This is a genomic window from Tahibacter soli (assembly GCF_025717065.2).
Classification (GTDB): Bacteria; Pseudomonadota; Gammaproteobacteria; order Xanthomonadales; family Rhodanobacteraceae; genus Tahibacter; species Tahibacter soli.
On the sequence record NZ_JAOVZO020000020.1, the window covers coordinates 202,288 to 228,684 of the forward strand.

Genomic DNA, 26,397 nt, shown 5'->3' on the forward strand with positions numbered 1-26,397 from the left:
GCGCGGACGGACGGCCCGCGCAACGGGTTCGAAAGAGCCTTACGAATCCGAAAGGGTGCGACTGACAGCAGCGGCGATGCCGCCGGCTGAACCGCTCAGTCGGTGTCGGCGATGAAGCGCAAGAGGAACATGCGCGCGGCGCGCCAGTCGCGAAACACCGTGCGTTCGCTGACGCCTCGCAATTGCGCGATCTCGGCGAAGCCGAGGCCGGCGAAGAGATGCATCTGTGCGAGTTCCGCGAGCGCGGGGTCGGTCGCCGTCAGCGACGTCATGACGCGGTCGAGCGCGAGCACGTCGAACGGTTCGTCGGCGGCAACGTCGGATGCGGCACCGAGCGTCAGCGGCTCGCCGCCGTCGCGCTTGTCGGCGTTGCGCAGGCGCGCGCGGTCGATCAGCAGCTGGCGCATCGCGCGCGCGACGAGGTTGAAAAAATGCAGGCGGCTCTCGGCGGGCAGCGCGCGGCCGTTGAGGCGCAGCCAGGTTTCGTTGACGAGTTCGGTCGTGCACAGCGTCTGGCGCGGGCCGATGCGCAGCACCGACTGCGCGCGCGAGCGCAGGTCGTCGTAGAGCAGCGCGAACAGGCGATCCGATGCGTCGGCGCGCCCGTTCCTTAGGCCGTCGAGCAGGTATTCGATGTCGGCGGCGTCGGCGGTTGCGGTCGTCATGGGAAGGTCCGGCAGGGGCGATGAGTACGCATCGGCGATTCGGCAGCGGCGGACGAGATGCATGCCGGGCTGCTGCATCTCGGTGATAACGACGCGCAGCAGCGAACGCGAACGGCGACGGCGCCGCGATCAGCCCTTCATCGCCTGATACGCCTCCAGCGCCGCCTCGCGCGATTCCTTGAGATCGACCACCGGCTCCGGATACCCGCTGCGCGCGAGCAGCGTCGCATCCTTCCATGGCTCATGCACGAGCTTCGCCGGAAACCGCGCCAGCTCCGGCACCCACCGCCGCACGTAGCTGCCGTCCGGGTCGAACCGTTCGCCCTGCGACACCGGGTTGAAGATGCGGAAATACGGCGACGCGTCCGCGCCCGTTCCCGCCGTCCACTGCCAGCCCTGCGTGTTGTTCGCGAGATCGGCGTCGACGAGCGTGTCCCAGAACCAGCGCGCGCCGTGGCTCCAGTGCTGGCGCAGGTTCTTCGTCAGAAAACTTGCCACGACCATGCGTACGCGGTTGTGCATCCAGCCCGTGTGCCACAGCTCGCGCATGCCCGCGTCGACGATCGGCACGCCCGTGCGTCCGCGCCGCCACGCCGCGAGTGCGTCGTCGTCGCGCGGCGCCCACGGGAAGGCGTCGAACGCGGGGTTGAGATTGCGCTCGGGCGTGTGCGGAAAGTGGTACAGCAGGTGCAACGAAAAGTCGCGCCAGCCGAGTTCGCGCAGGTAAGGCTCGGCCGCCGCGCGCAGCCCCTGCGTGCGCCCGCCCGCGTCGCGCGCATACGCGTCGAGCTGCCAGTGGATCTGCCGCGGCGAAATTTCACCAAAGTGCAGATGTGGTGAAAGGCGCGACGTGCCGGGCAGGTCGGGCCGGTCGCGGTCGGTGGCGTAGTCCACGAGGCCGTCGCCGCAGAAATCCGCGAGCGCCGCGTGCGCGCCGGCCTCGCCGGGCGTCCAGTTTTCGTGGAAGCCGGTGTCCCACGGAATGCGCGGCAGCAGGCCCAATGCGTCGAGCGCGAGCGATCCGGCGAGCGCCGGCGCATCGATGCGCGCCGGCGCCGGCAGCGGCGTCCGCGGCTCCAGCGTCGCACGCAGCTTGCGCCAGTACGGCGTGAACACGCGATACGGGCCGCCCTGCCCCGTTTCGATCTCCCACGGTTCGGCGAACATCGCGCCGTTGTGGCTGTGCGCCGCGGTGCCTTGCGCGCGCAGTTCGTGCTTTACGCGCTTGTCGCGCGCGACGATCGCCGGTTCGTACAGGCGGTTCCAGTACACCGCGTCGGCGCCGGTCGCGTGCGCGAGCGCCTGCAGCACGTCGAGGCTCGCGCCGCGCGCGATGTGCAGGCGCGCGCCGCGCCGCGCCAGATCGTCGGCGAGCGCGGCGAGCGAGTGATGCAGCCACCACCGGCTCGCGGCGCCGGGCTCCCAAGGCGCTTCTTCGTCGGGCGCGTGGATGTAGAGCGGCAGCACGCGCGCGTGCGCGGCGAGCGCGGCATCGAGCGCGGGATTGTCGGCCAGGCGCAGATCGCGGCGGAACCAGACGATAGCGGTGCTCATCGCGGGAAACGACGTTCGAACATGGGGCGATCCTGTCGTCGGAATGTCGCGAGGGTAAACGCTCGCGCGCCGCACAGCGAGACGTATGCCCGCCTCGCGCCCCGAACCGCGCCGCAGTTTGCCCTGCGCCGGCCCTTATACTCCTCGTGCCTTCAACCGTAGGGAAACCGACGATGGCTCTGCCCGCCTCTGTCCGTCGCGCCGGATGGCGCACCGTTGCGCTCTTCGCGCTCACCGCCGCGCTCGCCGCCTGCGACCGCTCCTCTTCGCAACTGCCGCAAGCCCAGGGCGAAAAGCCGCCGGTCGCGGCAGCCGCTCAAGCCGCGCCGCAAGGCTTCGCGCTGGCCGGCGCCGTCGCCGCGCAATACCAGGGCCAACTCGCGCTGAGCCTGGAATTCACGCAGCCGCTCGCCGGTTCGCAGGCGTTCGACGGCCTCATCGCCGTGAAAGGCCCGAAGGGCGAAGACGTCAAGGGCAGCTGGGCGCTCGACGACGACGGCAAGACGCTGCGTTTTCCCTATGTGGAGGCGAACCGGAACTACACCGTCACGATCAAGCCCGAGCTCGCCGCCGCCGACGGCAAGACGGTCGCGAGCGAGGTGCGCAAGGAGGTCTACACCGGTCCGCTGCAGCCCGCCGTCGGTTTCGCGTCGCAGGGCAACGTGCTGCCGGCGCGCGAGACGCGCGGCGTGCCGGTCGTGTCGGTCAACGTCAAGGAAGTCGACGTCGAATTCCTGCGCGTGCGCGACAAGGAACTGTCGAAGTTCTTCGCGAGCTACCAGAACAACGGCCGCCGTTCGGGCTACGACCTCGACGGCGATTCGGGCTGGTGGCAGAAAGGCAAGTGGCCGATCAACGCGATGGCCGATTCGGTCTACGCGAACCGCTTCGCGCTCGCCGGCAAGGAGAACGAGCGCACGCTGTCGTACCTGCCGATCCAGGAGCTGCCGGAGCTGTCCGAGCCCGGTCTCTACTTCGCCGTGATGAAGCGCGCGAACAGTTTTCGCGGCGAGTGGGAAACGAGCTATTTCTTCGTCAGCGACATCGGCCTGCATACGCGCGCCTACAAGGAGCAGCTGTTCGTTCACGCCGCGTCGCTCAAGTCGGGCGAAGCGTTGAAGGACATCGAACTGGCGATCCTCGACGCGCGCGGCGACACCATCCTCGCCGGCCGCACCGACGCCGACGGCAACGCGCTGCTCAACTACGCGCTCAAGGCCGATCAGGTGCTGGTGGCGAAAAACGGCCGCGACGTGTCGATGCTGCCGTTCAACCAGCCGGCGCTCGATCTGTCGGACTTCGCGGTGGCCGGCCGCGCGCAGCAATGGTTCGACGTGTTCGCCTGGTCGGGCCGCGACCTGTACCGCCCCGGCGAAACGCTGCGCCTGTCCGCGCTGCTGCGCGACAGCGACGGCAAGCCGGTCAAGCCGCAGACGCTGTTTCTCACGCTGAAGCAGCCCGACGGCCGCAACTGGACGCAGGCGAAGCTCGAACCGAAGGAACTCGGCTACGTCGAGTGGACGCACACCGTGCCGGCCGACGCGCCCACGGGCCGCTGGCAGGTGGAATTCCGCACCGACCCGGCCGCCAAGGAGGCGAGCCAGGCGCTGACGTTCCGCATCGAGGAATTCCTGCCCGAGCGCCTGAAGCTCGATCTCGCCACCGCGCAGCCGCGCATCAAGCCCGGCGAGCCGCTCAAGCTCGACGTGCAGGGCGACTACCTCTACGGCGCACCGGCCGCGGGCAATCGCTTCACCGCGCGGCTGACGATCGCGAACGACGCGCATCCGCTCGATGCGCACAAGGATTATTTCTTCGGCGACCCGACGCTCGAACTGCCGAAGGACGCGAAAGACGTCGTCGACGAGGCGCTCGACGACACGGGCAAGCTCAGCGCAACGATCGACGTGCTCGGCGACGTGAAGGCTACGGCGCCGATCGCAGCGATCGTGTCGGGCAGCGTGTACGAAAGCGGCGGCCGTACCGTGACGCGCACGATGAAACGCACGGTGTGGCCGGCCGACGCGCTCGTCGGCGTGCGCCCGCTGTTCGACCCGAAGGACGGCGCAACCGCGAACGCGCGCGCCGGCTTCGAAGTGATCCGCGCGAGCGGCGGCGGCGAACTCGTCGCGGCGCAGGGCCTGAAGATGACGCTCGTGCGCGAACGCCGCGCGTATCACTGGAGCTACGACCGCGATTCCGGCTGGCGCTTCGACTACACACAGAGCTACGAGAACGGCGAGACGCGCACGCTCGACGTGGCCGCGGGCCAGTCGGCGAAGTTCGACGTGCCGGTCGAATGGGGCAACTACCGCGTCGAGATTCTCGACCCGGCCACGGGCCTGACGATGCGCTACCCGTTCGTCGCGGGCTGGAGCTGGGACGACGAAAACCGCGGCAAGGAAGCACGCCCGGACAAGATCAAGCTCGCGCTCGACAAGGAACAGTACAAGGCCGGCGACACCGTGAAGGTGACGGTCACGCCGCCGCACGCGGGCTCGGGCATCCTCGTCGTCGAAAGCGACAAGTTGCTGTTTACACAACGCGTCGACGTGAAGGACAGCGCGACGTTCGAGATACCGGTGACGGCCGACTGGGAACGCCACGACGTCTACGTCAGCGCGCTGGTGCTGCGCGGCGGTTCGGCCGCGAGCAAGATCACGCCGGCGCGCGCGGTCGGCGTCGCGCACGTGACGATGGACCGGCGCGACCGCAAGATCGCGGTCGAAGTGACCGCGCCGCCGCAGATGAAGCCGGAGACCGCGCTGCCGGTCGAGGTGAAGGCGCCGGCGCTCGCGGGCAAGACGGCGTACGTCACGGTGTCGGCGGTCGACGTCGGCATCCTCAACATCACGCGCTTCGCGCGGCCCGACGCGAACGCGTGGTTCTTCGGCCAGCGCCGCCTCGGCGTGGATTCGTACGACCTCTACGGCCGCGTGATCGAAAGCTACGACGGCGCGACGGCGAAACTGCGCTACGGCGGCGACCTGATGCTGGCGGGTCTGCCGCAGTCGCGACGGCCGACGGCGAAGGTGCAGACGGTCGATCTGTTCTCCGGCGTCGTGGCGCTCGACGCGCAGGGCAACGCGAAGCTCTCGCTGCCGGTGCCCGACTTCAACGGCACGCTGCGCGTGTCGGCGCAGGTGTTCGGCGACGACCGCTACGGCGGCGCCGACGTCGAAACGATCGTGCGCGCGCCGCTCGTCGCCGAGGTGTCGACGCCGCGCGTGCTCGCGCCCGGGGACACGGGCGTGCTGACGCTCGACGTGACGAACTTCTCCGGTGCGGAACGCGAGTTCGCCGTGCGCTTCGAGGCCGATCGCCCGCTGCGCATCGGCGACGCGCAGCGTTCGGTGAAGCTGGCGGATGGCGCGAAATCCACATTGCAATTTCCGCTGTCCGCCGAGGACGGCCTTGGCGTCGGCAAGTTCCGCCTCGTCGCCGACGGCGGCGACGTGAAGATCCGTCGCGAATACGAAATCGCCGTGCGGCCGGCCTGGCCGTCGGTGCTGCGCAGCAATCCGCAGGTATTGGACAAGGGCGGTGCGTCGGTCGCGCTCGGCGTCGACGCGATGGAAGGCTTCCTGCCCGATTCGGTCGACGCGCGCCTGACGATTTCGGCACTGCCGCCGCTGCCGTTCGCAAGTTCGATCAAGGGCCTGATCGACTATCCGTATGGCTGCGTCGAACAGACGACGAGCCGGGGCTACGGCCTGCTGCTGCTCGACGCCGCGAACGCGAAGAACCTCGGCGTGAAGCCGCTGCCCGACGCGGTGCGCGGCGAGCGCATCGCGACCGCGCTCAACCGCATCACGGCGATGCAGATTCCGTCGGGCCACTTCTCGATGTGGGGCGGCGAAAGCTACGTCAACGAGATGCTGACGCCGTACGTGACCGAGTTTCTGCTCGACGCGCGCGACGCCGGCTTCGCGGTGCCCGACGCGGTGCTGCAGAAGGCGTTGAAGCGCCTCAACGACGATCTGTTGTCGGGCGGCCATCCGTACTACAGCTACGAAAACCCCGACCACCTGCGCTTCGCCGATCAGGCGTGGTCGGCGTACGTGCTGGCGCGCGTACAGCGCGCGCCGCTCGGCACGCTGCGCGCGCTGTACGACAACGAGCGCGGCAAGTCGCTCACGGCGCTGCCGCTCGTGCACCTCGGCATCGCGCTTGCGCTGCAGGGCGACAAGGCGCGCGGCGAGAAGGCGCTGGCCGAAGCGTTCGCGAAGAAATTCGAACGGCCGCGCTATCTCGGCGACTACGGCAGCGACCTGCGCGACGACGCGCTGATGGTCGCGCTGACGCACCAGTTCGACCTCGACAAGCCCGAGTACGACGAACGCGTGATCGCGCTCGGCCGCGATCTGGTCGCGCGCAAGAGTTCGCAGTGGCGCTGGTACTCGACGCAGGAACAGAGCGCGCTCGCGCGGCTCGGCAAGGCTCTGGTCGGCGACGGCGACGCGAAGGTGGCCGGCGACGTGACCGTTGCCGGCACGACGACGCCGATCGATCCGGTCACGCTGTGGAGCCGCGGCTTCGGTGCCGACGAACTGCGCGGCGGCGTGCGTGTCGCGCCGCTGTCGTCAGGCGCGCTGTACGTCAGCGAGGACGTGGCCGGCGTGCCGCGCACGCCGCCGGCGGCGAACGACAAGGCAGTCTCGATCGAACGGCGCTGGTACACGCTCGCGGGCGAGCCGTGGGACGGCGGCGATCTCAAGGAAGGCGAAGGCCTGATCGTCGGCATCAAGCTCGAGGCGCGCGAGGCGATGCCCGACGCGATCCTCACCGACCTCTTGCCGGGCGGCCTGGAAATCGAGAACTTCAACCTCACCGACGCCAAGCAGTGGGCCGGCGTCGTCGTCGACGGCGTGACGGTGACCGAACGCGCGTATGCGGCCGACGTGAAGCACGAGGAGTTCCGCGACGACCGCTACGTCGCCGCGCTCGCGCTGTCGCAGGGCCAGCAGGCGCACGTGTTCTATCTCGTGCGCGCGGTGTCGCCCGGCACGTACGTCGTGCCGCCGACGCAGGTCGAAGACATGTACCGGCCGGAGATTCGCGGCGTCGGCAAGAGCGAGCCGGCGCGCATCAAGGTGGTCGAGCCGCGATGAAGCGAACGTGGCGCGAACGCGCGCGGCGCGCCGCGAAGATCGCCGGCGGCGCGGCGCTCGCGCTCGCCGTCGCCGCGTTCGCGCTCGATCTCGCGTTTCCGCTGCCGCTGCCGGCGCCCGGCGCCGGCAGCACCGTGGTGCTCGCGCGCGACGGCACGCCGCTGCGCGCGTTCGCCGACGATCGCGGCATCTGGCGCTATCCGGTGACGCCGGACGACGTGTCGCCGCTGTATCTCGATGCGCTGCTGACGTACGAGGACCGCTGGTTCTACGCGCATCCGGGCGTCAATCCGGTGGCCATCGCGCGCGCGGTGGCGCAGATGGCGCGGCACGGCCGCGCGGTGTCGGGCGGCTCGACGCTGACGATGCAGGTGGCGCGCATCCTCGATCCGCATTCGCGCACGGCGTGGGGCAAGTGCAAACAGGTGTTGCGCGCGCTGCAGCTCGAAGCGCATTTGAGCAAAAATGAAATTCTGACGTTGTATCTCAACTACGCGCCGTTCGGCGGCACGATCGAAGGCGTCGAGGCGGCGTCGTGGGCGTACCTGGGCAAGCCGGCGAAGCGCCTGAGCCACGCCGAAGCCGCGCTGCTCGCCGTGCTGCCGCAGGCGCCGAGCCGGCTGCGGCCCGACCGCAACGCCGACGGCGCGCGGCGCGCGCGCGACAAGGTGCTCGATCGCATGGCCGCGCTCGCGCGCTGGAGCGCCGACACGATCGCCGACGCGCGCATCGAAACCGTCTCGGCGCGCACGCTCGATCCGCCGCTGTCGGCCGCGCTGCTCGCCGAACGCCTGCGCGGCGAAAAAGCCGGCGAACGCGTCGTCGCGACGACGATCGACCGCGAACTGCAGGCCGCGATGGAAGCGCGCGTCGGCAACTATCTCGCGCGGCTGCCCGAACGCACGTCGGCGGCGCTGCTGCTGGTGGACAACGTTACTTTGGATACGCTCGCCTACGTCGGCTCCGGCGCGTTCGGCGACGCGGCGCGCCTCGGCCACGTCGACATGGTGCGCGCGCCGCGGTCGCCGGGATCGACGTTGAAGCCGTTCCTGTACGCGCTCGCGCTCGACGACGGCCTGATCCACTCCGAAAGCCTGCTCGTCGACGCGCCGCAGTCGTTCGGCAGCTATCGTCCCGGCAATTTCGACCTCGCGTTCAACGGTCCGGTGTCGGCGGCGCAGGCGCTGCGGCTGTCGCTGAACGTGCCGGCGGTCGACCTGCTCGACCGCGTCGGCCCCGCGCGCTTCGCCGCGCGGCTCGCGAACGCGGGACTCGAACTCGAATGGCCGCGCGGCGCGCAGCCGAACCTCGCGATGATCCTCGGCGGCACGGGCGCGCGGCTCGAGGAACTCGTCGGCGCCTACGTCGCGTTCAATCGCGGCGGCGTCGCGGCGCACGTGCGCCTGACGCCGGACGCGCCGCTCGTCGAGCGCCGCGCGTTCAGCGAAGGCGCCGCGTGGATCGTGCGCGACATGCTCGAGGCGAATCCGCGGCCGGGCCAGAGCCGCGACACGTTCGACCCCGGTTCGCGCGCGCGCCTCGCGTGGAAGACCGGCACGAGCTACGGTTTTCGCGACGCGTGGGCGATCGGCACGACGCGGCGCTACACGGTCGGCGTGTGGGTCGGCCGCCCGGACGGCACGCCGGTGCCGGGCCAGTACGGCGCGATGACCGCGCTGCCGCTGTTGTTCCAGGCGGTCGACAGCCTGCCGCGGTCGCCGGTCGACGCGACGCCGTCGCCGCCGCCGTCCACGGTGGCGGAAGCGGACATCTGCTGGCCGCTCGGCGTCGCGTTCGATACGGCGCATCCCGAGCTGTGCCACGAAAAGCACACCGCGTGGACGCTCGCGGGCGTCGTGCCGCCGACGCTGCCCGAGCGCGACGCGCTCGCGTGGAACGATCATCGCGTGCGGCTGCGCGTCGATGCCGACGGCCGGCGCCTCTCGGCCGCGTGCGGCGCGCCGGTCGAGCGCAGCGTCGAAATCGCGCGCTGGCCGTCGCTCGCGCAGCCGTGGCTCGGCGCGGCGCAGCGCCGCGCGTCGCGCCTGCCGCCGCTACGCGCCGGCTGCGCCGACGACGGACTCGACGCCGCGACGAACCTGCGCATCGAAGGCGTGGCGCCGGGCGCGACCCTCGTCCGCGCGCCCGGCGGCGAACGCGCGCCGCGCCTGTCGCTGCGCGCGCTCGGCGCGCAGGGCCGCGTGCAATGGCTCGTCAACGGCCGGCTCGAAGGCGAAACCGACGCGGCGCGCGCGTTCGTGCACGAGTTCGCGCAGGCGGGCGAGCAGTCGATCACGGCGCTGACCGCGAGCGGCGGCTACGCGCAGGTGCAGATCAGGGTCGCGCTTTGAGGCGTTCGGCGAGCGCGTCGAAGAACGCGTCGGGCAGCTGCGCGACCACCGGCAGCGCCCACCAGTGCGTCGGCGCGAACGCGCGGCATTTGACGGCGTCCTTCTCGGTCATCAGCACCGGCGCGTCGTCGCCGAACGCGAGATCGCTCGCCGCGTAGGCGTGATGGTCGGCAAACGGATGCTCGACCGGTTCGATGCCGAAAGCGCGCAGCGCGTCGAAGAAGCGCGTCGGGTTGCCGATGCCGGCGACGGCGTGCACGCGCTGTCCGGCGAACGCGGCGATCTCGGCGCGAAACAGCGCATCGTCGACGCGATACGCGCCGTCGTTGACGAGCCGCATCGCGATCTCGCCGCCCTGCGGCTCGCCGCCGTTGCACACGCGAAAGTCGACGCGTTCCAGACGTTCGAGCGGTTCGCGCAGCGGGCCGGCCGGCAGCAGCCGTTCGTTGCCGAAGCGGCGCGCGCCGTCGACGACGCAGATTTCCACATCGCGGCCAAGTCGATAATGCTGCAGGCCGTCGTCGGCGATCACGACATCGACCTCGGCCGAACGCAGCAGCAGCTGCGCGGCGGCGACGCGGTCGCGGCCGATCGCGACCGGCGCGTGCGTGCGCTGATGGATCAGCAACGGTTCGTCGCCCACTTGCGCGGCGCTCGTCGCGTGATCGACGCAGAGCGGACCGCGTTCGGTGCCGCCGTAGCCGCGGCTGACGACGCCGGCGGCGATGCCGCGCGCGCGCAGAGCCTCGATCAGCGCGATCGTCAGCGGCGTCTTGCCGGTGCCGCCGACGGTGACGTTGCCGACGACGACGACGGGCTTGTCGATGCGGTGCGTGCGCAGGATGCCCGCGCGATAGAGGCGCCGGCGCAGCGCGGTGATGCCGGCGTAGAGCGAGGCGGCGAGACGCCAGGAAAGGGGCGGTGCGGTGTTGCCGTACCAAACGGCTTCGTGGCGGGATGCGTCAGACACTGCCGCGGGCCGCAATCGCGAGAATCGGAATTCGGGGCGATCGTTCGCGTAGCCCCCTCACCCAACCCTCTCCCCCAAGCGAGCTTGGGGGAGAGGGCTCAAGCGGCGCAGCGCCGGAATCCTCGACGCCTTCTCCCCCAACCGCGTTGGGGGAGAAGGTCGGGATGAGGGGGCGACGCCAAAGTTTTCCCTGTCGCAGCAGCGATGCCGTGCCGAGGCGTTCCATCGCCTAAGACACCGCGTCGTGAAACTGCATCTTGTGCAGCGCCGCGTAGTGGCCGTCGCGCGCGAGGAGTTCGGCGTGACTGCCCGCCTCGACGATGCGGCCGTGGTCGAGCACGACGATCTGGTCGGCGTGTTCGATCGTCGAGAGCCGGTGCGCGATGACGAGCGTCGTGCGCTCCTTCATCAGTCGCGAGAGCGCATCCTGGATCAGCCGTTCCGATTCGGTGTCGAGCGCGCTCGTCGCTTCGTCGAGGATCAGGATCGGCGCGTTCTTCAGGATCGCGCGCGCGATCGCGATGCGCTGGCGCTGGCCGCCCGACAACAGCGCGCCGCCCTCGCCCACCATGCTGTGGATGCCGTGCGGCATGCGTTCGATGAATTCCATCGCGTTCGCCGCGCGCGCGGCCGCGACGATGTCGGCTTCGCTCGCGCCGCCGAGCGCGCCGTAGGCGATGTTGCGCGCGACCGTGTCGTTGAACAGCACGACATGCTGGCTCACCAGCGCGATCTGGCGGCGCAGGCTCTCGAGCGTCCAGTCGCCGATCGGCCGCCCGTCGACGACGATCTCGCCGTCGCTCGGTTCGTAGAACCGCGGAATGAGACTCACGAGGCTCGACTTGCCGCCGCCCGAACGCCCGACCAGCGCCGTGACGCTGCCGGGCGCGCAATAGAGGCTCACGTCGCGCAGCGCGTCGACGTGGCTGTCCGGATACTTCAGCGTGACGCGCTTCAGGTCGATTTCGCCGCGGCTGCGGTCGAGCTCGTGCGTGCCGTGATCGGGCTCCGACGGCAGGTCGACGATCGCGAACAGGTCCTGCGCCGCCGCGACGCCGCGCTGCATCATCGCCTGCACCGTGGTCAGCCGCTTGAGCGACGGCAGCATCGTCAGCATCGCGGTGATGAGCGACATGAACGCGCCGGAGCTCATCGTTTCGAGCGTGGCCGGCCGCGTGGCGAAAAAGATGATGATCGCGAGCGCCGACGCCGCGACGATCTGCACGAGCGACGTCGACAGCGCATTGGTCGACGCCACTTTCAGATTGAGCACGCGGTTCTGCTCGTTGACCTCGGCGAATCGCCCGGTCTCGTAGCGCCTGCCGCCGAACACCTTCACTTCGCGCTGGCCGCCGACCACTTCCTCGACGATGCCGGTGACCGAGCCGACGGAATCCTGGATGCGCCGCGCGATGCGCCGGTAGCGCCGCCCGACGAACCACACGACGAGCGCGATCAGCGGCGCCATGATGAAAAGCGTCAGCGTCAGCTGCCAGCTGTGATACAGCATCACGCAGATCATGCCGGCGACCATCAGACTGTCGAGCACGATCACCTTGACCGCCTCGGTGCTGGCGTTGGCCACCTGCTCCACCGTGAACGTCACGCGCGACAGCAGCTGTCCGCTCGGCTCGCGATCGAAGAAGCTTGCGGGCATCGCAAGGTAGCGGCCGAAGATTTCCTCGCGCAGCCGGTGCACCACGCCGCGGCCGATGCGCGCGACGCCGTAGTCGGTGAACCACGTCGCGATGCCGCGCACGACGAACAGCGACACGATGACGATCGGCATCCAGAAGATCGTCGTCGGATTGCGCGCGCCGAAGAGGTCGTCGAGCATCGGCTTGATCAGCCACGCGAACAGCGACGCGATGCCGGCGTCGAGCGCCATGCCGGCGAGCGCGAGCGAGGCGATGGGCCAGTGCCGCGCGCTGTAGCCGAGCAGGCGTCGGTAGGTGACGGCGGCCGACGCCGGCTTCGCGGCGCTCACTTTTTCGGTGCTTCCTTCGACGGCGTAGTGGCGATCGACAGCCGCGTGAAGCCGACCTGGCCGAGCGCGTCCATCGCGGTGACGACGGCCTGGTGCGGCGTCTTCGCGTCGGCGCGGATCGTCACCGGTCGCGTGCGGTCGTCGCCGGCGGTCTGCACGAGCGCTTCCTTGAGCGTGTCGACGCTCGGATTCAACACTTCGTTGGAATCGATGAAATAACGGCCGTCGCTGTCGATCTGCACGGTCAGCGACTGGTCGGGCGACGATTCCGCGGTTTCGCTGGCCTGCGGCAGATTCACCTTGAGCCGCGCGCGCTGCTCGAAGGTGGCGGTGAGTACGAAAAACATCAGCAGCGTGAGCATGACGTCGATCAACGGAATCACGTTGATCTCGAAATCGTCTTCACGCCGGGCGGCGCCGAGCTTCATGCGTCGTCCTCAGCGCACCGCGCGCACGGTACCGCCTGGCGCGGCCGCGGTTTCCGCGGCCGACTGCGCGGCGAGTTCGTCGAGCAGCGAGGTAGCCTCTTTCTCCATGCCGACGACGAGGCCGGCGACCTTGGAGCGGAAGAAGCGGTGGAACACGTACGCCGGCACCGCGACGACGAGGCCGAGCGCCGTGCACACGAGCGCCTCGCCGATGCCGCCGGCCATCTGCTGCGCGTCGCCGATGCCGTGCACCATCACCGCGAGGAACATGCGGATCAGGCCGATGACGGTGCCGAGCAGGCCCAGCAGCGGCGAAATCAGCGCGATCGTGCCGAGGGTGTTCAGAAAGCGCTCGAGGCGGTGCACGACGTGGCGGCCCGTGTCCTCGATGCGTTCCTTGATGATTTCGCGCGGGCGATTGCGCACGTTCAGCGCGGCGGCGAGCAATTCGCCGAGCGGGGAATTTTTGCTCAACGTATCGATGTGCGACGGGTCGAGCTTGCGCGTACGCGCCCACGCGCGCACCTGCTCGCCGAGTTCGGGCGGAATCACGGCCTTGCGGCGCAAGGTCCAGAAGCGCTCCAGGATGATGGCCAGGGCCATCGCCGAACAGACCAGAATGGGCGCCAGCGCCCAGCCGCCCGCCATCAGGATTTCAAGCACGTGCGATCACTCCGCTACGAAAAGCCGTGGGTTGCGGCCGACGGCCGCGCAATCAGGGCGATCATACCAGCGAAAACGGGGGTGCTTGTGCGGGAGTGCTCACGGCGCGGATGCGCGGCGCAGGACTTCGAGACATGCGAGACGTCGGACTTCTCCCCTCCCCCGACGCCGTCGGGGGAGAGGGCCGGGGTGAGGGGGCGACGCGGCGCGCTGCGTCGAGGTCGACGACACCCGTGCGTCGCCCCACCCTGCCCTCTCCCCGAGCAAGCTCGAGGGAAAGGGTTGCGGTTACGCCGCCGGCTCGCTCTTGCGCGAAATCCAGCCGCGCATGGCGTCGCGCCAGACGCGCCGCACCCACATGCGCATGTCGTCGAGCTGCGCGTAGATCACCGGCAGCGCGAGCAGCGTCACCGCCGTCGAGAAGACGAGGCCGCCGGCGATCGCACGCGCCATCGGATAGTACGGCGGGCCGTCGCCGCCCATTTCCGTGCTGCTGATGCACAGAGGCACCATGCCGAGGATCGCCGTGCCCATCGTCATCAGGATCGGCCGCAGGCGGTCGCGCGCGCCGGCGACCAGCGCCTCGGTGCGCCTCAGCCCTTCGTGCCGCAGCTGGTTCACGTGCACGATCATGACGATGCCGTTGTTCACGACGACGCCCATGAGGATCAGTATCCCGATCGACGCCATGATCGAGAACACCGTGCCGGTCAGCCAGAACAGCCAGAACACGCCGAACACCGAGAACACGAACGTCGTCATGATCGCGGCCGGAAAAATCAGCGACTCGAACATGATGCACATCACCACATAGACGAGCACGAGCGCGAGCAGCGTGTTGTTCGCCATCTGCTGGCCCGCCTCGTCTTCCTCGTCGAAGCTGCGGCCGAAGCTCCAGCGATAGCCGGCCGGCAGGCTGACCGACTTCATCGCCGCCTCGATCGCCTTCTTCGCATCGTCCATCGTCGTGCCCGGCGCGAGGTTCGCGGCGATCGGCAGCGAGGTCTGGCGGCCGTCGCGCTGGATCGCCGACGCGGCCTCCTGCGTGCGCACGTCGACCATCGCCAGGAGCGGCACGAGCGTGCCGTCGGCGCGGCGCAGCTTGAAGTCGGCCATGTCGTTGACGCTCTGCGCGTCGGCGCCCTGGAAGCGCAGCCACACCGGGATCTCGGTGTCGCCGTTGCGGAACTCGCGCAGCGGCGCGCCGCGCAGCGCGATGCCGACGTAGCTCGCCACCTCGGTCGCCGAGAAGCCGTACGACTTGGCGCGTTCGCGGTCGACGCGCACGGCCACTTCGCGGTCGCCGGTACGTTCGGCCGTGCGCACGTCGCGCAGGCCCGGCACGCGCGCGAGCACCGGCATCACGGCCTCCGACAGCTCGTGCAGCTGCTCCATCGAGTCGCCGCTGAGCGAAATGCGCAGGCCCTCGCTGTTGCCGCCGCCGTTGCGGTCGAACGTCACCTTGCCGATCGGAATCTTCGGCAGCTCCTTGCGGATGTCCTCCATGACCGCCTGCGACGTGCGCGTCATCTCCTTCGCGTCGATCAGGATGACGTTGGTCATCGCGTTGCCGCGCTCGTCGGCGTAGCTGTACACCGACTTGATCTGGAACTCTTTCTTTTTTGACAGAAGGTACTCTTCCACCTTCGCGATCGACTTCTTCAGCTCGTCGAGGCGGTACAGGCCGTTGAGGTCGTACTGCAGGCGCAGCGTGGAGCCTTCGCCGGACGGAAACATGTCGAACTTCGTCTTCGTCATCGGCAGCGCGATGCTGACCACGGTCAGCAGCAGCACGCAGAACGTCGTGATCTTGCGATGCGCGAGCGTCCAGTCGATCAGGCGCGCGTAGCTGTCCTGCAGGCGCGTCACGAACGTCTTCTTGCCGACGAACTTCGGCGTCGGCAGGCGCGCCGACAGCATCGGCACGATCGTGACCGCGACGAGCCACGAGGCGAGATGCGCGATCGACATCGCGACCGCCACCTGGGTCAGGAAGATGCTGATCTGGTTCTTCGTGCCGAAGATGTTCGGCAGGAACACAACGATGCTCGCGAACGTGCCCGCGGCAATGGCCACGCCCACGGCCTGCGTGCCCTGCACCGCGCAGTACCACGGCTTTTCCGGGTACTTCTCGCGGTACTGGTAGATGCTTTCGACGACGACGACGGCGTTGTCGACGAGCATGCCGACCGCGAGCAGCAGCCCCATCATCGACAGGATGTTGAGCGTGATGCCGAAGAAGTACATGCAGCCGAGCGTCATCACGAAGCAGATCGGAATCGCGAGCGACACCATCAGCGTCGAGTTGATGTCGCGCAGGAAGTAGAACAGCACGAACACCGACAGCAGCGTGCCGATGATGCCGGCCTCGGACAGCTCGTACAGCGACGAGGTGACCGCGTCGGCCTGGTCTTCGAGCGCGTAGACGTCGATGCCGCGCATTTCCGGCGACTGCTTGATGCGGTCGACCTCCTCGTTGACCAGCTTCCCGACTTCCACGAGGTTCGCGTTGCGCTCCTTGAAGATGTCGATGCCGATCGCCGGTCGCGTGTCGAGGCGGCGCATGTAGTCCAGGCGCGCGGGCTTCAGGCTCACGTCGGCGACGTCGCCGAGCTTCAGGCCGCGGTCGTTGATGACGAGGCTGCGCACGTCGTCGAGATTTTTCCACTCGCCCTGCGGCTGAACGCGATAGCGCGTCTGGCCGTCGAGGATCTGGCCGGCGGAGACGGAAAAATTCGCCTTCTGCAGTTTTTCGTACAGCTCGTTGAGGCTCACGCCGGTCGCGGCGATGCGATCGGACGACAGCTCGATCTGCAGCTCGGGCGGCGAGACGCCCTGGATCTGCACGCGCGCCACGCCCGGAATGCGCTCGAGCGGACGCTTGACCTTGCGGTCGAGCAGTTCGTACGAGTTCGACATGTCCATGTCGCTCGACACGCGCAGCTGCAGGATCGCCTCGTCGGACGTCGAGAACTTCAGCACCTGGTAGCGCTGCAGATCGGACGGCAGGTCCTTGCGGATCGCGTCGATCTTCTCGCGCGCCTCGACGGCCTTGACCGCGACGCTGTTGCCCCATTTGAACTGCAGGAAGATCTGCGCGCCGTCGGCGCGCGAGGTCGACTGCATGCGCTGGATGCCCGGGATCGTCGCGAGCGCCTCCTCGATCGGCCGCGCGAGCACGCGCTCGACCTCGGCCGGCGTCGAGCCCGGATACGGCACGTCGACGAACAGAAACGGCACTTCGATGTCGGGGAATTTCTCCAGCGGCAGCCGGACCGCGGCGATCAGGCCGATCACCATCATCGACACGAAGAACATGATGATGGTGACGGGCCGTTTGAGGCTCAGCTCCGCGAGCGTCACGACGCATGCTCCAGCGTCGCGGAAGCCTGCTTCGCCGCGTGGCGCTCGGCGCGCGCGCGGTACCAGGCGTCGCCGCGGAAATCGAGGCGGTCGTAGACGATCGGAATCACGATGAGCGTCAGGAGCGTCGACACCGCGAGGCCGCCGATCACCGTGATCGCCATCGGCGCGCGCACTTCGGCGCCGTCGCCCAGGCCGATCGCGAGCGGCAGGAAGCCGATCAGGGTGCACAGCGTCGTCATGACGATCGGACGCAGGCGCGACTCGGCGCCCTGCACGATCGCCTCGCGCCGCTCCACGCCGGCCTCGCGCAGCTGGTTGACGCGGTCGATCAGCACGATCGCGTTCTTCACCACGATGCCGACGAGCATGATGAGGCCGATGAACACGACGACGCTGATCGCGTTGCCGGTGAGCTTCAGCGCCAGCACCGCGCCGACCGCCGCGAGCGGGATCGAGAACATGATCACGAACGGATGCAAGAGCGATTCGAACTGCGAGGCCATGACGAGATAGACGAGGAAGATCGCAAGACCCAGCGCGAAGATCAGCGAATTCGTCGACTGGTCGAGCTCTTCGCTCTGGCCGCCGATATTGACCGCGACGCCGGCCGCGAGCGGATTCTTCGCCAGGATCGAGCGCACGTCCTCGACCGCGGTGCCGAGATCGCCGTAGGCGAGATTCGACGACACGATCGCGACGCGCTCCTGGCTCACGCGATGGATTTCGCTCGGGCCTTCGGTCGCGATGACATCGGCGACGGCCGACAGGCGGATCGGTTTTTCGGCGCCGGGATTGACGATGAGGTTGCGGATGTCGTCGACGCTCGCGCGGTCGTCTTCGCGCGCCCGCACCAGCACGTCGATCTTGCGGTCGCGGAAGTTGTAGCGCGTGGCGACTTCGCCGCGCACCTTGCGCACCACCTGGTCGGCGATCGTGCGCGTGGTGAGGCCGAGCGCGGCGGCGCGATCCTGGTCGAACCGGATCTGCACTTCGGGATAGCCGCCCTCGACGGTCGACTTGACGTCGGCGAAGCGCGGCGATCCGCGCAACAGGCCCGCCAGCTTCTTGCCGGCCTTTTCCAGTACGTCGAGGTCGTAGCCGCGGATCTCGATTTCGAGCGGCGTCGAGAACGACAACAGCTGCGGTCGCGAGAACTTCGTGTCGCCGCCCGGGTGCGTGGTCATCGTCTTGCGCAGCGCTTCGATCGCCGCGCGCTCGCCCTTTTCGCCGACGCCGGGCTTGAGCGCGATCAGGAGCTTGGCGATGTTCTCGCCCGATTCGGTCGGGTTGGCGTCGAGGCGCGTACCGACGCCCGACACGCCGTAGATCGACTCGATGTTCGGATCGTCCGCGTGCTTCAACTGCAGTTCGCGCGCGAGCGCGTCGGTGTCGGCGAGCGGCGTGCCCGGCGCGAGCTTCACCGTCATTTCGAAGCGGCCCTGGGCGAGCTGCGGAATGAGGTCCATGCCGAGCGTCGGTACGAGCATCACGGAGCCGACGAACGACGCGGCCGAAAACGCGAGCACGAGCCACGGGTGCTTGAGCGCGCCGGGCAGCATGCGCGTATAGCCGGCGGCGATCGCGTTGTACGGCAGCAGCACGCCCTTGCCGACGAAGCGCAGCACGGCGCCGACGATGCGGGCGACGAAACCGATCACGATCGCCGCAAGCCACACGATCGCGCGAATCGCCACGCCGATGCCGTAGCCGAGCATGCGCAACAGCCAGCCCGGCCAGCCGAACACGCCGGGGCGGCGCTCGGGCTTCGTGCGGACGCGCGCCTTGTTCTCGTCTTCTTCGACGAACGCGAGCGGCTTCTGACCCTTGAGCGACGCGAGCATCGGAATCAGCGTCATCGCGACGATCAGCGAAATCAGCATCGCGAACGTGATCGTCAGCGCCTGGTCGCGGAACAGCTGGCCGGCGACGCCCTGCACGAACACGAGCGGGAAGAACACGGCGACCGTCGTCAGCGTCGACGCGGTCACCGCCATGCCGACTTCCTTCGTGCCCTGGATCGCCGCTTCGACGTACGACATTCCCTTCTCGCGCAGTCGCGCGATGTTTTCGAGCACGACGATCGAGTCGTCGACGACCATGCCGGTGGCGAGCGCGAGGCCGCCGAGCGACATCACGTTGAGCGACAGGTCGGCGCGGCCCATGAAGAAGAACGTCGTGACGAGCGATACCGGCAGCGACAGCGAGATGATGAACGTGCTCCAGCTGTCCTGCAGGAAGAAGAAGATCACGAGAATCGCGAGCAGGCCGCCGATCAGCGCGTCGATCTTCACCTCGTGCAGCGCGTGCTCGATGAAGATCGACTGGTCGTCGATGACGGACAGCTTCGCGTCGGGCGGCAGCGTCGTCTTGAGCTTTTCGACGGCCTTCTTCACGCCCTGCGCGACGCTGACCGTATTGCCGTCGCCTTCCTTGTAGATCGCAAGCTCGATCGCCTCGGCGCCGTCGATGCGCACGATGCCTTCGCGTTCCTTGTAGCTCTGGTGAACCTTGGCGACGTCTTTCAACCGGATCGGCACGCCGTTGTCGATCTTGACCAGCAGCTCGCGCATTTCCTCGAGGTTCGCGAACTGGTTGATCGTGCGCACGAGGTAGCGCTGCGAGCCTTCTTCGATGCGCCCGCCGGAGATGTTGACGTTTTCGTCCTTGAGGCGCTGCACGACGTCGCTGACGGTCAGCGACAGCTGCGACAGCTTCTGCTGGTCGATCTCGACCGCGACCTCGTCTTCGAGGCCGCCGCCGACCTTGACCGCGGCGACGCCGCCGATCGGTTCGAGGCGCTTCTTGAGCTCGTCGTCGGCGAAGCGGCGCAGCTGCTTCAACTGCGCTTCGTTGAACGTCGCGGTCGGCTTCGCCGCGCCCAGGCCGTAGCGGATGATCGGGTCGGTCGACGGATTGAAGCGCAAGAGCAGCGGCTTTTTCGCTTCGAGCGGCAGCTGCAGCGTTTCGAGCTTGTCGCGAACCTCGAGGCTCGCCATGTCCATGTCGGTGCCCCAGGTGAATTCCAGGATCACGTCGGACTGGCCGGTGCGCGACACGGAATGCAGCTTGCGCACGTTCTTGACGACGCCGAGCGATTCCTCGACCGGCTTGGTGATGAGGTTTTCGATTTCGAGCGGCGCGGCGCCTTCGTATTCGGTGCGGACGGTCAGCGTCGGATACGAAAGATCGGGCAGCAGGTTCACCTTGAGCCCGGCGAGCGCGATGATGCCGAACAGCACGAAGGTCACCGTGACCATGCCGACGGTCACGCGGCGGCGGGTAGCCAGTTCCACAATGCTCATTTGCCGGCCTCCAGCACCTGCACGAGGGTGCCGTCGCGCACGGCGTTGCGGCCGACCGTGATGACCTGATCGCCTTCCTTGAGGCCGTCGCGAACTTCGATGTATTCGCCGTCGGCGAAACCGACCTGCACGATATGGCGCTGCGCCTGCTTGGCCGGGCCTTTCGGCGCGTCGGTCTTGCCGGCGTCGATCTTCGCGTCGGGCTTGGCCGGTTCGGGCGGCGTCGCGGCGACCGCATCGCCGGGCGCGGCCTTCTTCGCGTCGGCCGGCGCGGCCGGCGGCGGCGCGTCGACGACGAGATAGACGGCCGTCTGACCGTCTTCTTCGATCAGCGCGGCGCGCGGGATCGTCAGCGCGTCCTGCTTGCGGTCGTAGACGACGTCGATGCGGCCGAACATGCCGGGCTTGAGCGAATTCGGTTCGGGCTTGAAGCGGCAGGTGACGCGGAACGTGCCGCTGGCGGCTTCCACGACCGGACTGATGCGATCGATCGTACCGGCGAACGGCCGGCCCGGCAGCGCATCGACGACCATGCTGACCGACTGGCCCGGCTTCAGCGTGTTGAGTTCGCGCTCGGGCACGTTGAGCACGCCGAGCAGCGGATCGAAGTCGACGATGTGGAACAGCGCCTGGTTGAGCTGGATCAGATTGCCTTCCTTGACCATGCGCTTGCCGATGACGCCGTCGATCGGCGCGACGACCGAGGTGTACGACAGCTCCAGGCGCATGAGGTCGTGCGCGGCGCGCTGGTTGTCGAGATCGAACTTGATCTTGTCGTGCTCCTCGATCGACAGGAGCTTCTTGGCGAACATCTCGTCGGCGCGGCGATAGTCGGCCTCGAGCTTGCGCAGCGTCGCCTCGGTCTTGGCGAGGTTGAGCTTCGGGCTCGAATCGTCGAGCCGCGCGAGCACCTGGCCTTCCTTGACCACGTCGCCTTCCTCGACCATCAGCTTGAGCAGGACGCCGTTCGTCTTGGCGACGACGTCGGCCTCGCGGTCGGCTTCGAGCGTCGCCGTGCCCGAATAGCTCGCATTGATCGGCCTGCGCGCCGCGACGGACGCTTCGACCGGTACGGTCGCGACCGCTTCTGCTTCCTTGCCCTTGTCCGGGCCCCCTTTACCGCACGCGGCCAGCCCCACGGCCACGACAAGAATCAATGCTGCTATGCGCGACATCTCACTTTCCCCATTTGAAGCCGACTGCGACCGGAGGGCACGGAGCGCCCTGTGTGCTGGTATGATGGTGTTATACTAAACTACATCACCATAGACCGCAAGCGCATCCATGGCCACCATGGATGCAGATCCACCGGGAAAGGATGCGGTTGCCCTCCGCATTCGATGCGAAGTATGAAATTCCGTTTAGCCGGAATCTTGAGCCGGTAGTCACAGCCCCTTTCGGCGGTAGCGTCCGGTTCAGCGACGGCGGAGGTGGAGCGCCGGCGCTCGCGCACGCTATACTCGCCGCTTTGTACCAGCCAGGCTTCATGCCACCGCCGGAAACGACAACGATGACCCGACCGCTACTGCTTGCTTCCCTCCTTGCCGCCACCGCCTTCGCCAGCACCGTACACGCCGCCGGCGACAAGGAAGCGGGCCGGACCAAGGTCTACACCTGCGCCGGCTGCCACGGCGTGCCGGGCTACAAGAACGCGTATCCGAACTATCACGTGCCGCGCATCGCCGGCCAGAACTACGAATATCTCGTCTCCGCCCTCGCCGGCTACAAGAAGGGCGAGCGCGAACACCCGACGATGCGCGCGCAGGGCGAGAGCCTGTCGCAGCAGGACATCGAAGACATCTCCGCCTACCTCGCCAGCCTCGCTACCGCTCCGGCCAAGTGATCGAAAGGAAGCCACCGATGAACCGTACGTTTTCGCTGATCGCTTTCGGTGCCCTGGCCGCGCTGTCGAGCATCGCTACCGCCGCGACCGTCGAAGATCGCGTCAAGCCGTGCGCCGCCTGTCACGGCGCGCAGGGCGTTCCGACCGATCCGCAGTATGCCAAGCTCGCCGGCCAGTACCGCGACTACCTCGAACAGGCGCTCAAGGAATACAAGTCCGGCAAGCGCAAGAACCCGATCATGACCGGCTTCGCCACGCCGCTGTCGGATCAGGACATCAAGGACTTCGCCGCGTACTTCGCCGGCCTGCCGAGCGATCTTTCCGACCTCGACCATCACGTCCAGGGTCGCTGAGCGCTCGACGTTTCTTCCAAAAAAACGCCGCGAAAGCGGCGTTTTTTACATCAGGCACGACCACGCCGCGAAAGCGGCGTTTTACTTGCGCAAGTTCTGCCGCTGCGTCACACCAGTGCCGACTTGCCTTCCTGCTCGCGCTTGAAATACGGTTGCTCGCCGGTCGCGTGATCGGTCGCGTCGCGTACCGCGGTGATTTCGGGAATGCGCTCGCGCAGCGTCTTTTCGACGCCGTGCTTCAACGTCACGTCGGCCATGCCGCAGCCGTGGCAGCCGCCGCCGAAACGCAGCAGCACGACGCCGTCGGCGGTGATTTCTTCGAGGCTGACGCGGCCGCCGTGCGAGGCGACGCGCGGATTGATCTCGGTCTCGATGACGTAGCGCACGCGCTCGACGAGGCTCGCGCCCTCGCCCGGCGCGTCGCCCTTGATGCGCGGCGCGCGAATCGTCAGCTGTCCGCCGGTCGCGCTCGTCTCGTAGTCGATGTCGGCCGCGTCGAGAAACGGCGCGCTCGCCGCCTCCACGTACAGCATGAAGCCGGTGCATTCGATCTGCCATTCGTCGCCGGCAAGATCGGCCGGTTCGCAGAATTCGAGCTGACAGTCGGCCGACGGCGTGCCGGCCTTGACCGCGCGCAGGCGGATGCCGAGACCGTCGATGCCCTGCTGCTCGATCAGCTTGTGGAAATGCTTCTGCGCGCGTTCGGAGATGTTGATCATGTCGGTTCCGAATGAATGTGGACCATTGTAGTCCTGATTTGCACGACCGCCAACGCGGCCGCGTATGCGGCGTCTATAATCTCAAGATTCTTCACGGAGCCCGCCATGAACCACGCCGAACTCGCCGCCGCGCATTGCCAGCCGCTCAAAGGCCCCGACCATGCGCTGTCGAGCGAGTCGGTCGCGCAACTGCTCGCGCAGCTGCCGGGCTGGTCGCTCGCCGCGAACGGCCGCGAGCTGCAACATGAGTTCCGTTTCCGCGATTTCCACCACACCATGGGTTTCGTCAACGCCGTTGCCTGGATGGCGAACCGCGAAGACCATCACCCGGATCTCGAAGTCGGCTACAACTACTGCCGCATGCGCTACTCGACGCACGACGTCGGCGGGCTGTCGCTGAACGATTTCATCTGCGCCGCGAAGGTCGACGTCATCGCCGCGTGATGCGCCTTCCCGAGCGCGGCCGCGACGTCGCCGGCTGGATCGCCTATGCGCTGGCGATCGTCGCCGCGGCGGCGTGCCTCGATGCGCTCGCCTGGCAGGCGTGGCGCGCGCACCTCGCGCGCGACGCCGCGCGCACGATCCTCCTGCTCGATCGCGGCGACACGCCGTATCGCTGGGCGCCCCGCCGCGAACGCGATCTCGTCGCCGGCCGCCTGTTCGGGAGCAGCGCCTACGAGTTCGACGAGCGCGGCCTGCGCGTGGAAGGCAACGGCGAGACGTTCCAGGTCGGTCTCCCGTTCGCCGGCGCGATCGACCTTGCAGTCTACGGACGGCTCGAACTCGATGCCGTCGACACGCCGGACGCGCAGACGACGCTGGTCGTGCGCGAGGCGTTGAGCGGCCCGATGCGGTTTGCGCGTCTCGCGACCGGCGCGCGCATGATCGATCTGGCGTCGCTGCCGTGGACCGATGAATTCGGTTCCGCCGTTTCAACGCCGAAGCGTCTGGCGATGCTGCGCGTCCAGGCGCGACCGCCGCGGGGCGACGCGTTCCGGCTGACCGCCGCGCGCATGGTGCCGATGCACGAAAGGGTCTACTACGCACCGTGGATGCCCGTCGCGCCCGGCCCGATCAACGTCGCCGAACCGTCCGCCGACGCCGTGCCGCGCTATGCGCTCGACGACGGCCAGCCGCTCGAAGCGGCGATGGCGCAGCGCGACCGTCTGCTGCTGCAGGCGCCGGCCGCGCTGTTCGCAGCGGGCGTCGACGCCGCCGAACGCGTCGATGCCGCCGCGAGTGCGCTCGCTCTGCGCGACGCGGATGCGCGTCCGCTCGACCTGCGCTGGCCGGCGCTCGCGCTCTACGTGGCGGCGCTCGTTGCGCTGCGCCTGCGACCGCCGCGTCATGCGCGCCTGCGCGGCGCGCTCGAAGCCGCCGGCGCGCTCGCGGCGCCGTTCGGCCTCGTCATCGGCGGGTTCGTCGGCGACAACCCGGACGCCTGGACCGCGCTCGTCGCGACGGCCGCGCTCGCGTTCGCGCTGAGTCTGCGACCGGTCGACAATCTGCCGCCGTGGCGCTGGTTCGGTCCGCCGGCCGCGGGCTTCGCGCCGCTGGCCACGGTCGTTCTCGCGATCGGCGTCGCCGCCTGGGGACATCGCGCCGAGGACGGCTTTCACTGGCCCGACGAAATCATGCTCGTGCGCTATCTCGCCTGGGCGGCGCTGCAGCAGTACCTGATCTGCGTCGTGCTCGCCGACCGGCTGAGCCTCGTCGGCCTGCCGCAGCGCTGGATCGCGTTCGCGGCGGCGCTCGTGTTCGCGCTGCTGCACACGCCCAACGCCGCGCTCATGCTCGCGACGTTCGCCGGCGGGCTGATCTGGAGCGCGACCTGGGTGCGGCACCGCGCGTTGCTGCCGATCGTCGCGGCCCATGTGGCCAGCGCGACGATCCTGCTCGCCTGCCTGCCGCCCGAGATCCTGCGGTCGGCCGAAGTCAGCGCGCGTTTCTTTCTGTAGCCGTTACAGGCGGTCTACGGCGCCGGCAGCTTGTCGAGCACGGCGGACAGATCGTCCGCGAGCGGCGCGGAGAAGCTGCGCGTCTTGCCGCCGAGTTCGAACTCGAACCGCTTGGCGTGCAGAAACAGACGCTTCAAGCCGTACACCTTCATCGCCTTGTTGAACGCGGCGTCGCCGTACTTGTCGTCGCCGGCGATCGGATGGCCCATGTGCTCGGAATGCACGCGGATCTGATGCGTGCGGCCGGTTTCGAGCGTCGCCTCGACGAGACTCGCCGGGCCGTACAGTTCGATCACCTTGAAATGCGTCAGCGACGGCTTGCCCGTGTCGTCGACGCGCACCATGCGTTCGCCGCCCTGCAGGATCGACTTGCGCAGCGGCGCGTTGACGCTCTTCGTCGCACGCGCCATGCGCCCCTGCAGCAGCGCGAGGTACTGCTTGGTCGTGCGGTTTTCGCGGATCAGTTCCTGCAGCCCGGTCAGCGCCGAGCGCTTGCGCGCGAGCACGAGCACGCCGCTCGTATCGCGGTCGAGCCGGTGCACGAGTTCGAGCGTGTCGTTCGGGCGCAGCGCGCGCAACAGCTCGATCGCGCCGTGGCTGACGCCGCTGCCGCCGTGCGCGGCGATGCCGGCCGGCTTGTTGAGCACGAGAAATTCCTTGTCCTCGAACAGGATCGCTTCGCCGACGCGCTCGACGAGCCCCTTGGCCGGCGCACCGGTTTCCTCCTTGTCGGCGACACGCACCGGCGGGATGCGCACCTCGTCGTCGGCGGCAAGGCGGGTGTCGGGTTTGGCGCGCTTGCCGTTCACGCGCACCTGCCCGGTACGCACGATCCGATAGATCAGGCTCTTCGGCACGCCCTTGAGCTGGCCGGAAAGGAAATTGTCGATACGCTGCCCGTCGCGATCTTCCGGGACACGGACGATGCGCACACCGGAGCCCGCGTCTGGGGAAACGCCAGAAGTTCGCGCCACGATTGAAAAAATCTGCTGTCAACTGGTAGACTGGCGACGCGCTTCGCGCCAACTGAAACGTGAAAAACCCGGCTTTCGGAACACCGGATCGGAGAAAACACGTTCGAGCGGCGGCGCATTCGTCCGCTTCGTGCCTTGAAGGCCCCGTCGGTA

The 26,397-nt window shown here is 68.3% G+C and carries 17 protein-coding genes; 6 read left to right on the forward strand and 11 right to left on the reverse strand.

Annotated elements, in window-relative coordinates:
- Window positions 1-95: 95 nt before the first annotated feature.
- Both OD750_RS21850 and OD750_RS21855 read right to left on the reverse strand, forming a co-directional pair.
- Window positions 96-665, reverse strand: a complete 570-nt coding sequence (locus OD750_RS21850; protein ID WP_263544212.1) for an ECF-type sigma factor — start codon at window positions 663-665, stop codon at window positions 96-98.
- A gap of 129 nt (window positions 666-794) precedes the next feature.
- Window positions 795-2,219 carry a cryptochrome/photolyase family protein gene (locus OD750_RS21855; protein WP_263544213.1) on the reverse strand — a complete coding sequence of 475 codons (1,425 nt, stop codon included), beginning with the start codon at window positions 2,217-2,219 and terminating at the stop codon, window positions 795-797.
- 173 nt (window positions 2,220-2,392) lie between these two features.
- On the opposite strand from OD750_RS21855, the gene OD750_RS21860 reads away from it, so the two are divergent.
- Both OD750_RS21860 and pbpC read left to right on the forward strand, forming a co-directional pair.
- Window positions 2,393-7,330 carry an alpha-2-macroglobulin family protein gene (locus tag OD750_RS21860; RefSeq protein ID WP_263544214.1) on the forward strand — a complete coding sequence of 1,646 codons (4,938 nt, stop codon included), beginning with the start codon at window positions 2,393-2,395 and terminating at the stop codon, window positions 7,328-7,330.
- Entirely contained in the window at window positions 7,327-9,681 is a 2,355-nt protein-coding gene (gene pbpC / locus OD750_RS21865; protein WP_263544215.1) for a penicillin-binding protein 1C, read from the forward strand. The genes OD750_RS21860 and pbpC overlap by 4 nt, the downstream gene beginning before the upstream one ends.
- Here pbpC and lpxK read toward each other — a convergent pair.
- From lpxK to OD750_RS21900, 7 genes are all read right to left on the reverse strand, one after another.
- A complete protein-coding gene (lpxK, locus tag OD750_RS21870) occupies window positions 9,665-10,651 on the reverse strand; it encodes a tetraacyldisaccharide 4'-kinase (RefSeq protein WP_263544216.1) in 987 nt (328 codons plus the stop codon). The genes pbpC and lpxK overlap by 17 nt on opposite strands.
- A gap of 229 nt (window positions 10,652-10,880) precedes the next feature.
- Window positions 10,881-12,638 (reverse strand): lipid A export permease/ATP-binding protein MsbA, encoded by a 1,758-nt coding sequence (gene msbA, locus OD750_RS21875; RefSeq protein WP_263544217.1) that lies wholly within the window; start codon window positions 12,636-12,638, stop codon window positions 10,881-10,883.
- Window positions 12,635-13,066: an ExbD/TolR family protein gene (locus OD750_RS21880; RefSeq protein ID WP_263544218.1), complete on the reverse strand. Its 432-nt coding sequence runs from the start codon at window positions 13,064-13,066 to the stop codon at window positions 12,635-12,637. Before OD750_RS21880 ends, msbA begins: the two co-directional genes overlap by 4 nt.
- 9 nt (window positions 13,067-13,075) lie before the next feature.
- The gene (locus OD750_RS21885; RefSeq protein WP_263544386.1) at window positions 13,076-13,714 is read right to left on the reverse strand and encodes a MotA/TolQ/ExbB proton channel family protein; all 639 of its coding nucleotides are present in this window, start codon (window positions 13,712-13,714) and stop codon (window positions 13,076-13,078) included.
- Window positions 13,715-14,017: 303 nt separating this feature from the next.
- The gene (locus tag OD750_RS21890) at window positions 14,018-17,092 is read right to left on the reverse strand and encodes an efflux RND transporter permease subunit (RefSeq protein WP_263544219.1); all 3,075 of its coding nucleotides are present in this window, start codon (window positions 17,090-17,092) and stop codon (window positions 14,018-14,020) included.
- Window positions 17,089-20,397: an efflux RND transporter permease subunit gene (locus OD750_RS21895; RefSeq protein ID WP_263544220.1), complete on the reverse strand. Its 3,309-nt coding sequence runs from the start codon at window positions 20,395-20,397 to the stop codon at window positions 17,089-17,091. Before OD750_RS21895 ends, OD750_RS21890 begins: the two co-directional genes overlap by 4 nt.
- Complete coding sequence (locus OD750_RS21900; protein WP_263544221.1) at window positions 20,394-21,572, reverse strand: efflux RND transporter periplasmic adaptor subunit; 1,179 nt, start codon at window positions 21,570-21,572, stop codon at window positions 20,394-20,396. The genes OD750_RS21895 and OD750_RS21900 overlap by 4 nt, the downstream gene beginning before the upstream one ends.
- Before the next feature lie 335 nt (window positions 21,573-21,907).
- On the opposite strand from OD750_RS21900, the gene OD750_RS21905 reads away from it, so the two are divergent.
- A complete protein-coding gene (locus OD750_RS21905) occupies window positions 21,908-22,240 on the forward strand; it encodes a c-type cytochrome (RefSeq protein WP_263544222.1) in 333 nt (110 codons plus the stop codon).
- A gap of 17 nt (window positions 22,241-22,257) precedes the next feature.
- Window positions 22,258-22,593 (forward strand): c-type cytochrome, encoded by a 336-nt coding sequence (locus OD750_RS21910; protein ID WP_263544223.1) that lies wholly within the window; start codon window positions 22,258-22,260, stop codon window positions 22,591-22,593.
- A gap of 107 nt (window positions 22,594-22,700) precedes the next feature.
- Here OD750_RS21910 and OD750_RS21915 read toward each other — a convergent pair whose 3' ends face one another.
- Window positions 22,701-23,312: an NfuA family Fe-S biogenesis protein gene (locus tag OD750_RS21915; protein ID WP_263544224.1), complete on the reverse strand. Its 612-nt coding sequence runs from the start codon at window positions 23,310-23,312 to the stop codon at window positions 22,701-22,703.
- Window positions 23,313-23,417: 105 nt separating this feature from the next.
- Here OD750_RS21915 and OD750_RS21920 point away from each other — a divergent pair, with 105 nt between their 5' ends.
- Entirely contained in the window at window positions 23,418-23,756 is a 339-nt protein-coding gene (locus tag OD750_RS21920) for a 4a-hydroxytetrahydrobiopterin dehydratase (RefSeq protein WP_263544225.1), read from the forward strand.
- Window positions 23,756-25,270: a CPBP family glutamic-type intramembrane protease gene (locus OD750_RS21925; protein ID WP_336407583.1), complete on the forward strand. Its 1,515-nt coding sequence runs from the start codon at window positions 23,756-23,758 to the stop codon at window positions 25,268-25,270. The genes OD750_RS21920 and OD750_RS21925 overlap by 1 nt, the downstream gene beginning before the upstream one ends.
- 14 nt (window positions 25,271-25,284) lie before the next feature.
- Here the strand turns inward: OD750_RS21925 and rluC are convergent, their stop codons facing one another.
- Window positions 25,285-26,247, reverse strand: coding sequence for a 23S rRNA pseudouridine(955/2504/2580) synthase RluC (gene rluC / locus OD750_RS21930; RefSeq protein ID WP_263544387.1), 963 nt, complete (start codon window positions 26,245-26,247; stop codon window positions 25,285-25,287).
- Between the last annotated feature and the right edge of the window lie 150 nt (window positions 26,248-26,397).